This window comes from Haloarcula sp. HT12, assembly GCF_055271655.1.
Genome location: NZ_JBUXKW010000003.1, coordinates 1 through 13717, shown reverse-complemented (window position 1 = coordinate 13717; position 13717 = coordinate 1). Strand labels below are relative to the sequence as shown.

At 64.6% G+C, this 13717-nt stretch carries 16 protein-coding genes; 7 read left to right on the top strand and 9 right to left on the bottom strand.

The features are described 5' to 3' along the window. The first annotated feature begins 13 nt into the window (after positions 1-13). A complete protein-coding gene (locus tag ACY9XZ_RS09765; RefSeq protein ID WP_463456858.1) occupies positions 14-757 on the top strand; it encodes a hypothetical protein in 744 nt (247 codons plus the stop codon). Between the two features lie 45 nt (positions 758-802). Here ACY9XZ_RS09765 and pyrI read toward each other — a convergent pair whose 3' ends face one another. The 4 genes from pyrI to ACY9XZ_RS09745 all read right to left on the bottom strand — a co-directional run bounded on the left by pyrI (position 803) and on the right by ACY9XZ_RS09745 (position 4472). Continuing rightward, positions 803-1270 carry an aspartate carbamoyltransferase regulatory subunit gene (pyrI, locus tag ACY9XZ_RS09760; protein ID WP_463456857.1) on the bottom strand — a complete coding sequence of 156 codons (468 nt, stop codon included), beginning with the start codon at positions 1268-1270 and terminating at the stop codon, positions 803-805. Then, the gene (pyrB, locus tag ACY9XZ_RS09755) at positions 1267-2181 is read right to left on the bottom strand and encodes an aspartate carbamoyltransferase (protein ID WP_463456856.1); all 915 of its coding nucleotides are present in this window, start codon (positions 2179-2181) and stop codon (positions 1267-1269) included. The genes pyrI and pyrB overlap by 4 nt, the downstream gene beginning before the upstream one ends. A 163-nt stretch (positions 2182-2344) precedes the next feature. Further along, entirely contained in the window at positions 2345-3481 is a 1137-nt protein-coding gene (locus ACY9XZ_RS09750; RefSeq protein ID WP_463456855.1) for an FG-GAP repeat domain-containing protein, read from the bottom strand. Positions 3482-3539: 58 nt separating this feature from the next. Next, a complete protein-coding gene (locus ACY9XZ_RS09745) occupies positions 3540-4472 on the bottom strand; it encodes a sugar phosphate isomerase/epimerase family protein (protein ID WP_463456854.1) in 933 nt (310 codons plus the stop codon). Positions 4473-4736: 264 nt separating this feature from the next. Here ACY9XZ_RS09745 and ACY9XZ_RS09740 point away from each other — a divergent pair, with 264 nt between their 5' ends. Both ACY9XZ_RS09740 and ACY9XZ_RS09735 read left to right on the top strand, forming a co-directional pair. Further along, positions 4737-5363, top strand: a complete 627-nt coding sequence (locus tag ACY9XZ_RS09740; RefSeq protein ID WP_463456853.1) for a MinD/ParA family ATP-binding protein — start codon at positions 4737-4739, stop codon at positions 5361-5363. 28 nt (positions 5364-5391) lie between these two features. Next, positions 5392-6021, top strand: coding sequence for an RAD55 family ATPase (locus ACY9XZ_RS09735; protein ID WP_463456852.1), 630 nt, complete (start codon positions 5392-5394; stop codon positions 6019-6021). 2 nt (positions 6022-6023) lie between these two features. On the opposite strand, the gene ACY9XZ_RS09730 is transcribed toward ACY9XZ_RS09735, so the two are convergent. The 3 genes from ACY9XZ_RS09730 to ACY9XZ_RS09720 form a co-directional block, all read right to left on the bottom strand. Continuing rightward, positions 6024-6224, bottom strand: a complete 201-nt coding sequence (locus ACY9XZ_RS09730) for a hypothetical protein (RefSeq protein WP_463456851.1) — start codon at positions 6222-6224, stop codon at positions 6024-6026. A gap of 110 nt (positions 6225-6334) precedes the next feature. Further along, on the bottom strand, positions 6335-7285 hold the full coding sequence (locus ACY9XZ_RS09725) for an FKBP-type peptidyl-prolyl cis-trans isomerase (RefSeq protein WP_463456850.1): 951 nt from the start codon (positions 7283-7285) through the stop codon (positions 6335-6337). A gap of 79 nt (positions 7286-7364) precedes the next feature. Continuing rightward, positions 7365-8393 (bottom strand): threonine ammonia-lyase, encoded by a 1029-nt coding sequence (locus tag ACY9XZ_RS09720; protein ID WP_463456849.1) that lies wholly within the window; start codon positions 8391-8393, stop codon positions 7365-7367. 80 nt (positions 8394-8473) lie between these two features. Here ACY9XZ_RS09720 and cyaB point away from each other — a divergent pair, with 80 nt between their 5' ends. From cyaB to ACY9XZ_RS09700, 4 genes are read left to right on the top strand one after another with little or no spacing between them, the layout of a single operon-like run. Continuing rightward, positions 8474-9016: a class IV adenylate cyclase gene (gene cyaB, locus ACY9XZ_RS09715; RefSeq protein WP_463456848.1), complete on the top strand. Its 543-nt coding sequence runs from the start codon at positions 8474-8476 to the stop codon at positions 9014-9016. 59 nt (positions 9017-9075) lie between these two features. Further along, positions 9076-10278, top strand: a complete 1203-nt coding sequence (locus ACY9XZ_RS09710; protein WP_463456847.1) for a methionine adenosyltransferase — start codon at positions 9076-9078, stop codon at positions 10276-10278. A 47-nt stretch (positions 10279-10325) separates the two neighbouring features. After that, positions 10326-11513 (top strand): tRNA sulfurtransferase, encoded by a 1188-nt coding sequence (locus ACY9XZ_RS09705; RefSeq protein WP_463456846.1) that lies wholly within the window; start codon positions 10326-10328, stop codon positions 11511-11513. A 27-nt stretch (positions 11514-11540) separates the two neighbouring features. After that, positions 11541-12086 carry a DUF5804 family protein gene (locus ACY9XZ_RS09700; protein WP_463456845.1) on the top strand — a complete coding sequence of 182 codons (546 nt, stop codon included), beginning with the start codon at positions 11541-11543 and terminating at the stop codon, positions 12084-12086. Between the two features lie 34 nt (positions 12087-12120). On the opposite strand, the gene ACY9XZ_RS09695 is transcribed toward ACY9XZ_RS09700, so the two are convergent. Both ACY9XZ_RS09695 and ACY9XZ_RS09690 read right to left on the bottom strand, forming a co-directional pair. Beyond that, the gene (locus ACY9XZ_RS09695) at positions 12121-13032 is read right to left on the bottom strand and encodes a PLP-dependent cysteine synthase family protein (protein WP_463456844.1); all 912 of its coding nucleotides are present in this window, start codon (positions 13030-13032) and stop codon (positions 12121-12123) included. 100 nt (positions 13033-13132) lie between these two features. Further along, positions 13133-13552, bottom strand: a complete 420-nt coding sequence (locus tag ACY9XZ_RS09690) for a CopG family ribbon-helix-helix protein (protein WP_463456843.1) — start codon at positions 13550-13552, stop codon at positions 13133-13135. Between the last annotated feature and the right edge of the window lie 165 nt (positions 13553-13717).

Here is a 13717-nt window from a genome sequence, read left to right as displayed (position 1 = left end):
AGCGGCATACGGTATGTCTCTGCCCTCCCACCGTCAGCTCAAAGTCGCCGGGTTCGTCGTCGCGGCGCTGTTGCTCGCACTCGCCGCCTACCCCGGTTCCTTCGGCGATCCGTACGTGACCGCCAGCGACAGCCCGAAGTACGCACATACGATTGTGCCGGAGTCCTCACCGTTGTACGAGGAGTACACAGCGGGGTACGACCACGAGGTCTACCAGTACGCGGAGCTGTCACCGGTCGCTCGGGAGCTGTTCGACCGAACCCGAGCCGCTGAGCCCCGCGAACAGTACAACGGCAACCGTCGATACATCCCGGAGGTGTGCCGGGGTTTCATGCTCGTCTGTGACACGTATCACGAGGACGAGCTCCCCGAGGAGTTTACCTACGGGACCGAACTGGACTACGATGAAGCGTTCGTGTTCATCGAGGATGGCTCGGACCGATACCTCCTCCGGACAGGTTGGACCGGCCATGGCGGGCTGTTCGCGTTTCCGATCCGGTCTGTCCTGTCGTGGCTGACACTACTCCCGCTCGCCGGGTTCATCGGACTCCTCGCAGCGAGGGCTGCCGACACCAGCCTGCTCACCGGCGCTGTCGGCGGCGGGGCAGTTGTTGCGGTCGCCAGCCTGCTCAGCCCCTACGTCGAAATGACTGGGGCAGTTTCGGGACTCGCTATCGGGGTAGTGTGCCTGTTAGCCGTCTGGCTCAGCATCATTGCCACCGGCGGCCGTGCCCTCTATCACCGTATGACAGCGTGATAATGGAGCGTTTACGCGAGCCACCGGCAGATCGGGCCACAGCCGCTACTCTGCGAGAATGTGTGCCGGCAGGTCGTCGCGGATGATCGTGTCGCAGTACTCACAGCGGACGCCGTCATCGCCGACGGCAAAGCGCGAGTCGACGGGCTCGTCTTCGGTGGTGATGCAGTTGTGGTTCGGGCATTCGAGGACGCCCTCGACGACCGACGGGCGCTCGACGCGTCCTTTTTCCACGACCTCGTAGTCGCGGATGATGTTGATCGTCGCCGCAGGGGCGATAAGCGAGAGCACGTCGACCTCGTTCTGAGAGAGTTCCCGACCCTCGACTTTGACCACGTCCTTGTGGCCCAGGCGGTCCGAGGGCATGTTCATCGCGACGGAGACGGAGTCGCCGCTGGTGCCGTCGATGCCCAGAATCGCCAGGACGTTCAGCGCCTGGCCGCCCGCGATGTGGTCGATAACGGTGCCGTTCTGGATCTTCGAGACGCGGAGTTGCTGGTCGTTGTCGCTCATTGGTCACCTCCGAGCATCAGGTCGAGCAGAGCCATCCGCACTGGGACGCCGTTATGGGCCTGCTGGAAGTACTGCGCGTGGGTGGTCTCGTCGACGTCGTGGGCGATCTCGTCGACGCGCGGGAGCGGGTGCATCACGGTCAGGTCGTCCTTGGCCGCCTCAAGCGTGGCGGCGTCGATCTGGTACTGGCCCGCGACCTCGCGGTACTCGCTCTCGTCGGGGAACCGCTCGGCCTGGATGCGCGTCACGTAGAGCACGTCCAGTTCCGGCAGGATCTCGTCGAGTTCGGTGTGCTCGCGGATGCCCGCGCCGGCCTCGTGGAGGTCGTAGCGGACCGACCGCGGGAGCTGAAGCGATTCGGGGCTGATGAAGTGCTGTCTGGCGTCGACGGTCGTGAGCGCGTGGGCCAGCGAGTGGACCGTCCGGCCGTACTTCAGATCGCCCATAATGCCGATAGTCAGGTCGTCGAAGCCCGCGTTCTCCCGGATCGTGTACAGGTCAAGCAGCGTCTGCGTCGGGTGCTGGCCGGCCCCGTCGCCGGCGTTGACGAGCGGCACGTCGACGAACTCGCTCGCCATCTTCGCGGACCCCTCCATGGGGTGCCGGAGGACGAGCGCGTCGGTGTAGCCTTCGACGACACGGACGGTGTCGGCCAGCGACTCGCCTTTCTTCACGCTTGAGGACTCGACAGAGCCCATGTCGACGATGTCGCCCCCGAGGCGTTTCATCGCCGTGGTGAAGCTCATTTTCGTCCGGGTGCTCGGCTCGAAAAAGAGGAGGCCAAGCAGCGTGTCGCTGTGCCGGTCCGCGAACGCCCCCGGGTCAGCCGCGATGTCGGCCGCGCGGTCGAGCACCGTCTCGATGTCGCCCCGCGAGAGTTGTTTCGCGCTGATGATGTGGTCGTGCCGCATTTCACTCGATACCGCGCTCCGGACGGTCTTGAATCCCCCGACACGGGAACAGGACTGTCATCCTCAGCGTCACGTTCGGTTCGGAGAAGACCGGCACAGAGGGACGAAGCCAGCGTCACGGAAGAGCACAGCGGCGGAAACAGCGACGGGGCAGGACGACCCGTCAGGGATTGCTCTGCCAGACGTCGACGCGCGGCTCGGTGTAGGCCTTGCCGACGATGTCGGGCATGCCGTCACCGTCGAGGTCGACGACCTTCGCCTCGTGGGTGGGGATGCCGGTGCCCAGTTCTTTCCGCTCGAAGTTCCCCGCCCCGTCGTTGTGGAACACGAACTGCCGGGGTTCGTGTCCGTCCTCCAGCCCCATTTCCGCGACGAAGATGTCGGGGTTGCCGTCGCCGTCGAAGTCCGCCACGTCGAGGCTGTGCGGGTTCGAGAGGTCGTCGTGCAGTAGTGTCAGGTCCCAGTCGGGCGGGTCGAACACGCCCAGCCTGGCCGGGCGGTCGTCGAGATACGGCTCGTCACCTTCGACCAGAATTATCTCCAAGTCCCCATCGCCGTCGACGTCCTCGATAGCGACGCGGGTACACTGCCAGTCCTCGGCGATAGACTCTCTGTCCCAGCCGTCGGCGGTCCGGTGGAAGACGTTGGGGCCGGCGACGATCTCAACCTCCCCGTCGCCGTCGACGTCCTCGACAGCGACACCCTCGACGTCGAGGTCCTCGGCGACGATGTGGCGGTTCGCAACCGGCCACGGCTCCCGGGTCGGGTCGTCGGGAATGTCGTAGTAGAACACGGTTCGGGATTCCTGGGACAGCCCGACGACTTCGTTCTGTCCGTCGCCGTCGACGTCCGCTACGGCGGTGTCGTGGTACTTCTCGAAGTCGTCGGTGATGAGCCGGCGCGTCCACTGCTGTCGCGGATCGTCCGGGATCTCGAACCACCACAGCTTGTGCTGGTGGATGTTCTGGCCGGCGACCATGTCTGGGCGGCCGTTCCCCGTTATATCGCCGAGCGAGCCCCCGACGGAAAGCTCCGGTGCGCTGGCTACGTCGTGGCGCTCCCAGCCGGGGTTCTCGTACCAGAACACGTTCGTCTGGAGCCAGCGGGCAACCGGCCCCATGCCGAACACGGAGAGCAGGTCGACCGACTTGTCGACGAGCGGGAGCTGGACCTCGTGCTCGTCGCCGAGCGCGCCGACGATGACGTCCGGCCGACCGTTCCCCGTGAGGTCGGTCGTGAGACAGAAGCTCATCGTACTCGCCGGCGGCGAGGCTTCGATGCGCTCGTGGTGTAGATTCATGTCCCAGCCGTTCGGGTGTATCGGTATTGTTATAGTCGGGCTAACACGCCGACAGCGGTCACGAACTCGTGGCCGGAATCCGTGTGGGGCGCCGGGACGGTTCGCGCCCATCGTGGAGGCGATCCAGCGTGGCCGCCCCGTGAGTAATCTTCGCCCCCGGGTCGCTGTCGAGTTCGTTCTCGTAGATCAGCCAGTCGGCGCCGGCGTCGGCCGCGGCGTCGACGACCGCATTCATATCTACGAGGCCCTCGCCGTGGGGGACGTTCTCGTATCCCCGGAGCGGCCCCGCAGAGCCCACATCACGGAGGTGGACCATCTCGATGCGGTCGCTGCAGAGCGAGAAGAGGGCAATCGGGTTGTAGCCGGCTTCGCGGATCTCCGCGACCTCCGGTTCGAACGTGACTTCTGCCGGCGCGGTCCGAGCGATGAGGTTCCACATCGGGGTCTCGCTCGGAATCGTCGTCGGCTCGGTCGGCCAAAGTCCGCTCAGCAGCCGGTGTGCGTACCGCCCGACAGCCGTGGGTACCGGCGTTTCCTCGATGACCGTGCCTGCCCCGTCCGGAAGGAAGGGCCGGAAGGCCAGTCGGCCAGTATGGAAGCCAAGCCGCATGTCCCAGTCTTCGAGGCTGGCCGCTGTGTCACGGAACCGATGGGAGAGCGAGCGGATGTCACTCCGGGTTCGGAGCTCGGACGACGGGAGATGCGGGACGACGACAGTGTCACACCCCACTGTTTGACACCGGACGAGCAGGTCTGATTCGCCGTTCAGGGCAGCCTCAATCTCGGAGAGGGCTGCGTGGACGGCGACCGGTTCGAGATTGGCGTCATCGAGTGCTGCTGCGATATCTTCGGGCGGTTCCTCGTGGAACCGATGGGCGAATTCGACGCCATCGTAGCCGGCAGTTCCAACACGTCGAACGATTTCAGGGAGCGACTCGGGCAGGGTTCGGATACTGTATAACTGGAGGGCCGTGTTCGGTCCACTACCCATGCCTGATAGTAGTGTTGTGACTATTTTCGTTACACACATGCTATCGAATCATAGTCCGACTGTAATCGAACGATTCGCCCGTCGGGACGTTCGCCGACGGAGGTATAGACCCGCTACCGATAGCGGAACACAGCGGTAGCTACCGCATAAAAGGTAGCCAACAGCCAACCGCGAGAAGGCGATCCGTCTAATCAGGATCTGATGGGCAATGCCTCACGACCCTCAGCACAAGGGTTCAAAAACCATAACCGGTCCACCCACAGTATGCTCGCAATCGCTGGCGGCAAGGGTGGCTGCGGGAAAACGACGGTCGCTCTCGGGGTCGGACAGGCGCTTGGGACGCCGACCGGACGGTCGCTGGTCATCGATACCGACCGCGATATGCCCAATCTCCATCGCCGTGCTGGCGTCGATCCGACGCCCGGAATCGCCGATATCACGGCCGCGACTGAGCCGGCTTCGGTCGCCCAGCGCGCCACGACTGTCAAGAACGTCGACGTACTCCCATGTCAGACCGCCTCCGGTGCCGCTGTCGGCAATGCTATCGCCGGTCTCACCCGGTGTGATCGCCCCGTGGTACTCGACTGTCCTGCCGGCGCTGGCCCGGACGCCGCCCGGCCGCTGCGGGCGGCTGAGCGGACAGTCATCGTGAGTGAGCCGACCCGCCAGAGCCTCACCGACACAGCCAAAACTGCGGCGATGGCCAGGGCGCTCGACGCGCCGCCCGCCCTCGCGGTACTGGTCGGCAGTGACGGTTCGGTGGACCCGTCGGAGTTGCTGTCCTGTTCGGGAACGGTCCACGTCCCGTCGGTGTCGAAGCCGCTGGAATCGGACCGGGCGACGGCACAATACGTCGAGATAGCGAACGTTCTCACCAAGCGGAATACTTAATCTCGTGGCTAAATAACGTTTCAGTGGTATGGCCAACCGGTTGCGAACGGGCATCGATGTCCTCGACAGAAAGCTCGACGGTGGCATCCCCGCCGGGAGTATCGTCGTGCTCTCTGCCCAGCCGGCCAGCCAGGCGGAGCTGTTCCTCTACGAACTCACCGCCACGCGCGGGACCCTGTGGCTGTCGCTCGACCGGACCGCCGAGTCGGTCATCGCGAGCATCGAGCAGACACCGGCAAACACCGGCGACCCGACAGTGCGACACATCTCCGGCGAGGCACCGCTCGACAACGCCGGCAAACTCGTCTCGGCGCTGCCGGAGACCTCGAACCTCATCGTCGACCCCCTCGACGTGCTGGAAGCGCAGGAGCCACACTCGCGCTTTCGGGCGTTCATGAACGACCTCCAGAACCACATCGTCAACACCGGCAGCCTCGCTATCGTCCACTGCCTGGACGGCCGCGACGTGCCACCACTTCGGGACACGACCGAGCACTTCGCCGACGTGGTGTTCCAGCTCGATACCACGACGAACGGTGACGAAGTGGAGAACCGCCTCGCGATCCCGAAGTTCCGCGGCGGGCGTGCGCCGAACGACATCATCAAACTCAATCTCGTCGAAGAGGTCAGTATCGACACCAGCCGCGACATCGCCTGATTCTATTCGCGGCCGGGCTGTAGCTCTCTGTCCGTCGATCCGAACTCCGTGCCGACGAGTATCAACAGGAACAACCCGAGACCAACGCCGACACCCGCCGTCAGCCCGAGCGCGGTGCTTCCGGTCAGCACGAGCGTGCCGACGCCGAACGCGATGGCCGGTGGGAGCGCGAGCAACAGCGGATACACCAACGACACGCGCATGGGTAGTGATGACGTGTCGTGCGTATAATCGTTCTCCCGTGTCAGCCCTCAGAAAATAGCAGCTGCTATCGACCGGCACCGCAGATCCGTCCGGCGGACTCGCTGTGCAGTTACTCTTCGGCGCCTTCGATCTCTTCGACGATCTCCTCGGCGTCAACGTCGGCGTCTTCCAGCGCGTCCTCGATGTCAGCGCCGCCGGCACCGCCCATGCCGCCCATCATGCCGGGCATGCCCATGCCGCCGCCACCGATCTCCTCCTGCACGATGATACGGTCGATGTCGAGCAGCTGGGTGAGCTGCTGGGCGATCTGCTGTTTGCCCATCATCCACTGCTGGTTCATCGTCAGCTGCGGCGTCGCCTCGATGTACAGGGTGTCCTTCTCGACCTCGACGGTCTCGTACTCGGGTTCGGACTCCTCGTCTTCGTCTTCATCGTCGTCTTCGCTCTCGACGAGCTGTTCCTCTTCGACGGTGTCGGTCTCGAACCACACGTCGAGCTCCATGTCGAGCATCATCCGGATGATGCCCTGTGCCTTCTCCTCGCGGTCCGTGACCTCTTCGAGGATTTCGTAGTCGTACTCGACGTCTTCACCGGCCAGCGGGTGGTTGAAGTCCACTCGCGCGCGGCCGCCGATGATGGTCTCGACGTGGCCGTGCTCGCCCTCGATGTCGACGTGTGCGCCGGGGTAGCGGTCGTCCTCTGGGATCTTGTCCTTCGAGACCGTCCGGACCTCTTCCTCGTCGTACTCGCCGAAGGCGTCGGCGGCGGCGACGGTTACGGTCCCCTCGTCACCGACTTCCTTCCCGTAGATGTCCTGCTCGACGTCCGGGAAGATGTGGTTCTCGCCCAGCACGATGGTGCGCGGGCCGAACTCCTGCTGTTCGGTGTCGATACCGTCGTCCTCGGCGACTTCCTCGTCAGTCGTGTCGACAAGCTGGCCGCCATCGACGGTTCGGGCGGTGTAGGCGAGCTTGACGACATCGCCTTTCTGTAGCCCCTCCGCTTGCTCTTCTTCGGCTTCGGTTTCCTCATCGACTTCAGTCTCAGACTCGTTGCTCATACCCTGTTCGTCAGTCGTGGCACTCTTAAGGACAACGTTTCCCGGTCAGTAGCGGTCAAGCAACTTCGGACCTGGCCGGCTAGTACTCGCTTGCAGCCAGCAACCGGTCGAACTTCTCGCGGTCGATGTTCCGGCCGGAAATAGGGAGGACAACCGTCTCGCCGCGGAGTTCGTCGCCGGCCTGGAGCGCCGCGGCGACAGCCGTCGCGCAGGCCCCTTCCATGACGATGCGGTCCGTCTCGAACAGGCGCGCCACGGCGTCAGCGATGGCGTCTTCGGACACCAGACGGAAATCAGCGAGGCCCGCCTGCAGTATTTCGGTCGGGAGCGCGAACGGCACCCGTGTCGCGACGCCCTCGGCGATAGTGTCGACGCTGTCGAGGGTCTCCAGCGTCTCCTCCTGCCAGGCGCGGTACACCGCGGGCGCGCCCGCGGCCTGTACACCGACGACAGCGGCGTCGGTCATCGCCCCGAGCGTGATGCAGTACCCGGCTGCGGCGGTGCCACCGCCAACGGGACAGAACACGCGGTCGACGTCGGGCCGCTCGTCGAGGATTTCGAGGCCCGCCGTGCCGACGCCAGCGAGCAACTTGGGTTCGTTGCCCGAGTGGACGTAGCGCGCCTCGCGCTGGGTCGCCAGTTCCTCGATGTGTTCGCGGGCCTCGTCGTAGTCCTCGCCGTAGGGAATGACTTCCGCGCCGAGTTGCTCCAGCGCGTCGACCTTTCCGGCGTTCGCTTCTTCCGGGACGCCGATAGTGACAGGCACGTCGAACTCGCGGCCGGCCCAGGCGATGGACTGGCCGTGGTTCCCCGTGCTCGCGGCTAGCAGCCCGGCGTCGCGGAACTCCTCGTCTAGGGACGCGACGAGGTTCACGCCGCCGCGGATTTTGAACGCGCCGGTCGGGAGCGTATCCTCACGCTTGAGCAGGACAGTCGCGTCAAGCGCGTCGGAAAGTGATTCGCTACGGACCAGCGGCGTCTCGGGGAGGTACTGGCGGATGCGTTGCCGGGCGCGAGCGACCGCTGCAACTGTCGGCGGCGTCAGGTCGTGGTACGGAAAGAGGGTCGTCTCGTCCGGGGAATCGATCGGCTCGTAGCGACCGGCCATACTACTACCCGGGAGAGCGGGCACAGTAAATGGCGCGGTCGACGGGAGCGTTTTTCAGCGGGCCGACCCAGCCACGGAGTATGTACGAAGTCGAGGTGAAAGTGCCAGCGGACATCGAGGCCGTCGCGGAGCGACTCGACGAACTGGGGGCCGAGCAGATCGATACGGTGATACAGGCCGACACGTACTACGACGCGCCCCACCGGGATTTCGCCGAGACAGACGAAGCGTTCCGAGTTCGTCGCGAGACCAGGAAGGGAGAGACGACGGCGAAAGTCACCTACAAAGGCCCACTGCTCGAAGCGGAGTCGAAGAGCCGCGAGGAGTTCGAAACTGGGGTCGAGGACGGCGAGGATATCGACGCTATCGTCCGCCACCTCGGCTTCGAGCCGGCGGCGACGGTCCGGAAGAACCGCCGGGTGTACGAACTCCGAGAGTACCACGTCACACTCGACGCTGTCGACGACGTCGGCGAGTTCGTCGAAGTGGAGCGGGAAACCGACGGCGACATCGAACCGGTTCGGGAAGGAGCCTACGAAGTCCTCCGAGACCTCGACCTCGACCCGAACGACCAACGGCGGACCTCCTACCTCGGTATGCTGCTCGCTGATGCGAGCGAGTAATCATTTCATCCTCATCTGTTCCCGTAAGTTATAGAACCCGGCCAACCGAAGTCGGGGTAATGACCGAGCGGAACATCCACGTCCAACCTGCGAGCGGGCTCGCCGTCGAAGACCAGGATATCGAAGTCGTAGAGCGCAAGGGCATCGGCCATCCGGACTCGATCTGTGACGGTATCGCGGAGACGGTGTCGCGGGCACTGGCCCAGACGTACATCGACCGGTTCGGCACAGTCCTGCATTACAACACCGACGAGACGCAGCTCGTCGCCGGAACCGCCGCGCCCGCGTACGGTGGCGGTGAAGTGCTGGAACCGATTTATATACTGGTCGTCGGCCGCGCGACCAAGGAGTACGACGGCGAGCGCATCCCGGCAGAGAGCATCGCCCTCCGGGCCGCCCGCGACTACCTCGACGAGCAGTTCCCGCATCTCGACCTCGGCTCCGACGTCATCGTCGACGTGCAGTTCGGCGAGGGATCGGGCGACCTCCAGACCGTGTTCGGGGAGGAAGCGACAGTACCGATGGCAAACGACACCAGCTACGGCGTCGGGCACGCACCCCTGACAGAAACCGAACAGATCGTCCGCAATACCGAGCAGCGACTGACCGGCGAGTACGCCGAGTCCAACCCGGTCGTCGGTCAGGACGTGAAAGTGATGGGCAAGCGCGAGGGCGACCACATCGACGTGACGGTGGCCGTCGCGATGGTCGACGAACACGTTCCGGACCTCGATACGTACAAGACTGCTGTCTCGGACGTGGAAGCCTTCGTCACCGATCTCGCCGAGGAGTACACCGACCGGGACGTGACGGTCCACGTCAACACGGCCGACGACTACGACGCCGAGTCGATCTACCTCACGACCACCGGCACCAGCGCCGAGCAGGGCGACGACGGCTCCGTCGGCCGGGGGAACCGCGCGAACGGCCTCATCACGCCGAACCGCCCGATGAGCATGGAAGCGACATCCGGGAAAAACCCCGTCAACCACATCGGGAAGATATACAACCTCCTCTCGACCGAGATCGCACAGTCCGTTGCGAGCGAAGTCGACGGCATCCGGCAGGTCCAGATGCGACTGCTCTCACAGATCGGCTCGCCGATCGACGAGCCCCACGTCGCCGACGCGACGGTCATCACCGAGGACGGCGTCGCGGTCGGCGATGTCCAATCGGACATCCAGGCCGTGATCGACGACGAACTGGCCGACGTGACCGACATCACGCGGCAGGTCATCGACGGCAACCTCTCGACGTTCTGAGGGGGCGAGGCGACACCCCTTTACTCGCCGGTAGTTAACTCGCGGGCATGCACCCGCCAGACGCCGACAGCGTGCTCGTCCGCCACGGCGAACTCGGCGTCAAGAGCGAACAGGTCCGCCGGAAGATGGAGGACCAGTTGGCGGACAACCTCCGTGCGATGCTCGATGCGCGCGGCCTGTCTGGGGACTTCGAGCAACGCCGGAACCGGCTGTTCGTCCACACCGACCAGCCAGCGGGCGTGACCGCGGCCGCGGCCGACACGTTCGGCGTCACCTCCGCGTCGGCCGTCACCACTGTCGACCCGACGCTGTCGGCTATTGAGGACGCACTGGCCGCGACCGCGCGAGAACAGTACGACGGCGGTACCTTCGCCGTCGACGCCCGCCGGGCAGGTCCAGCGGCAGCCCATCCGTTTTCCAGTACAGACATCGAATCCGACGGCGGCACCGCGGTCTGGGAGGCCATCGAAGCACTCGGGACGGAACCCGCCGTCGACCTCGACAACCCTGATTTCGAACTGTTCGTCGAGTGTCGCGCCGACGAGGCGTACGTCTTCTGTGAGAAACGCGCCGGTCCGGGCGGCCTCCCGCTGGGAACCCAGCGACCCGTCGTTGCCCTCGTCAGCGGCGGCATCGACTCGCCCGTCGCCGCCTGGAAGCTCATGAAACGCGGCGCGCCGGTGATTCCCGTCTACGTCGACCTCGGTGACTACGGCGGTCCCGACCACCGGGCGCGAGCCGTTTCGACCGTCTCCGAACTCGCGTCGTACGCACCCGGCCACGACCTATCCGTCAACGTCGTCGATGCCGGCGATGTCGTCGCCGACCTGTCACAGGACCTCGGCGCGCTCCGGATGCTCGTGCTCCGCCGGTTCATGCTCGCAGTCGCCGAGGCTATCGCGCACGAGCGAGACGCCGTCGGCATCGTCACCGGCGAGGCTATCGGACAGAAATCCAGCCAGACGAGCGCGAACATTGCCGTCACGGACGCCGCGACAACGCTCCCGGTGCACCGACCGAACCTCACCGTCGACAAATCCGAGATAACCAACCACGCACGGGCCATCGGGACTTTCGAGGGCTCAACGATAGACACCGGCTGCAACCGCGTCGCGCCATCACATCCTGAAACCAATGCCTCGCTCGAAGCGGTTCGATCGGCCGAGCCCGACGACTTGTTCGAGCGCGCCGAGTCCTGTGCCCGGGACCGCGCCGTCGTCCCCATCGAAAGCTAAATTTCCGGGGCGGGCCAGGGTTGAGCCATGACGCAGGTCTGTCTCGTCGGGAGCGAGGGCGTGAACCTCCGGTACGAACTCCTCTCGCGCGAGACCGCACGGAACGCGCTCGCCACCTACGACCTGCAGGAACCGTTCGCCAATACCGTCGCCGTCGACACCGTGAGCCTCGGCGCGGCGGTGGCGCTCCTGAACGACCTGAACTGGTATCTGGTCCGCTTCGCCGACGCCGCGTTCGTCCGTGACCCGTCGATCAGCGAGACCGAGTGGCTCTCTCGGGACCTCGCCGCGGCGATCCGGGACGACGATATCGCCCCCGAAGCCACCGGACGTTTCCTCAACGTGTACGGCATTGTCGAGCCGGACGGGGGCGGCGACACCGATGACGAAGCCGCGTCGGAAGGCGAATCGGAGCCTGCGTCTGACACACAGGCGATGGAGACCGAGCGCCCACCGGAACTCGTCGAACCGATGCTCCTGACACGGACCGGGGACACGATTCCCGAGTACGACCTCCGGGACGTGGACGACACGCTCATCGTCAGGGTGACCGAATCGGAGTTCGGCGCCTGATTCGATTGCGCCGCGCGCGCAGAACAGATCGTTCTCAGTCGAACATTCCGGTCGACATGTACCGCTCGCCGCTGTCCCAGTAAACTGTGACGACGAGTGGGTCCTCAACGCCGTCCGCGGCGAGTTGCTCGGCTACCTCCCTCGCAGCCAGGTTCGACGCGCCCGAGGACTGGCCGACGAGGATGCCCTCCTCGTGGGCGAGCCGCCGGCATTCGTCTTCCGCGTCCGCGAGTTCGACCGTCACCACGTCGTCCAACAGCTCAGTATCCAAGTTGTTACTGATGAAGCCCGGCCCCATCCCCTGGAAGCTGTCCTCACCCGTGCCCGGTTCCATCCCGGAGAGGACGGCGTTGTCGGCCGGTTCGACGGCAACGATATCCATCTCGGGAAACGCCTCGCGCAGTCGACGGCCGGTACCGGTGATCGTGCCACCGGTTCCGACGCCCGCCACTAACGCATCGACTGTCCGGTCGCCGACCTGCTCGATGATCTCCGCGCCCGTTGTCTCGTAGTGTGCCTTCGGGTTCGCCGGGTTGTCGAACTGCCGCAACTGGACGTAGTCGTCGCGCTCGCAGAGTTCGTCCGCGCGCTCTTTCGCGTCCGAGATGTCGCCCTCGACCAGTTCGATCTCCGCGCCGTAGGCCTTCATTATCTGGCGGCGCTCGGGGGACTTCGAGGACGGCATCACCAACACCACGTCGTACCCCTTCGTCGCTCCGACCATCGCCATGCCGATGCCGGTGTTGCCACTCGTCGGTTCGACGAGCGTATCGCCCGGTTCGAGCGACCCCTGTCGCTCGGCGTCGTCGATCATGTACTTCGCCGGCCGGTCCTTGGCGGAGCCGCCGGGATTGAACGACTCGACTTTCGCTGCGACCGTCGCCCCCTCCGGCGCACGAACCGAGACCAGCGGGGACCCGATCGTATCGAGAATAGAGTCTTTCATCGCCGCCGGCTACGCGGCCCCGACTTAAACGCCTACTGAAGGTCTCAAACGGTTCGCGCACTCCCGACACGCGGCAGGGCTTTCCGTCATCGACACCCTCTCACCTGAACATGTTGATGTCGTCGACCGGCAGTACCGAGTAATCGACTGACAGCGTATCCTTCGTGGCCCGGACTTTGCCGACAAACGCGGAGATGTCGTCGAGTTGGCCCTCCAACACGAACAGTTCCATGCAGTACCGGTCGCCGACGTGGCTGTGGAAGTTCGACGCGACGATTGACTCGTGATCGTGGCGGAGATGCATCATCTTTTCCTCGACAGTTGTCGTCTCGTAGTCGAACAACACCGTGACGACCGCCATCAGTTCGCGGTCCTCCAGTCGCTTGTCCTCGAACTCACCCATCAGGTTCCGGACTGCTTCACGTACGACCTCGCTGCGGCCGGTGTACCCGTGTTCGTCCGCGAACGTGTCGATTCGCTCCTCCAGTTCGTCCGGCATCGAAATGCTGACTACGCCCATGTATTAACTCACGGGCATTGTGGTATTAAGAATTCATATCGAGGGGTGCGAACAGCGTTGCTACTATCAAACAACTGTCCTACTATGTCACGCTGCATAAATACACAAAGCCCACTCGGGAGAGATGCCTCTCCTGAGTGAGCTAGGTAAGGTATGAATGGTGGC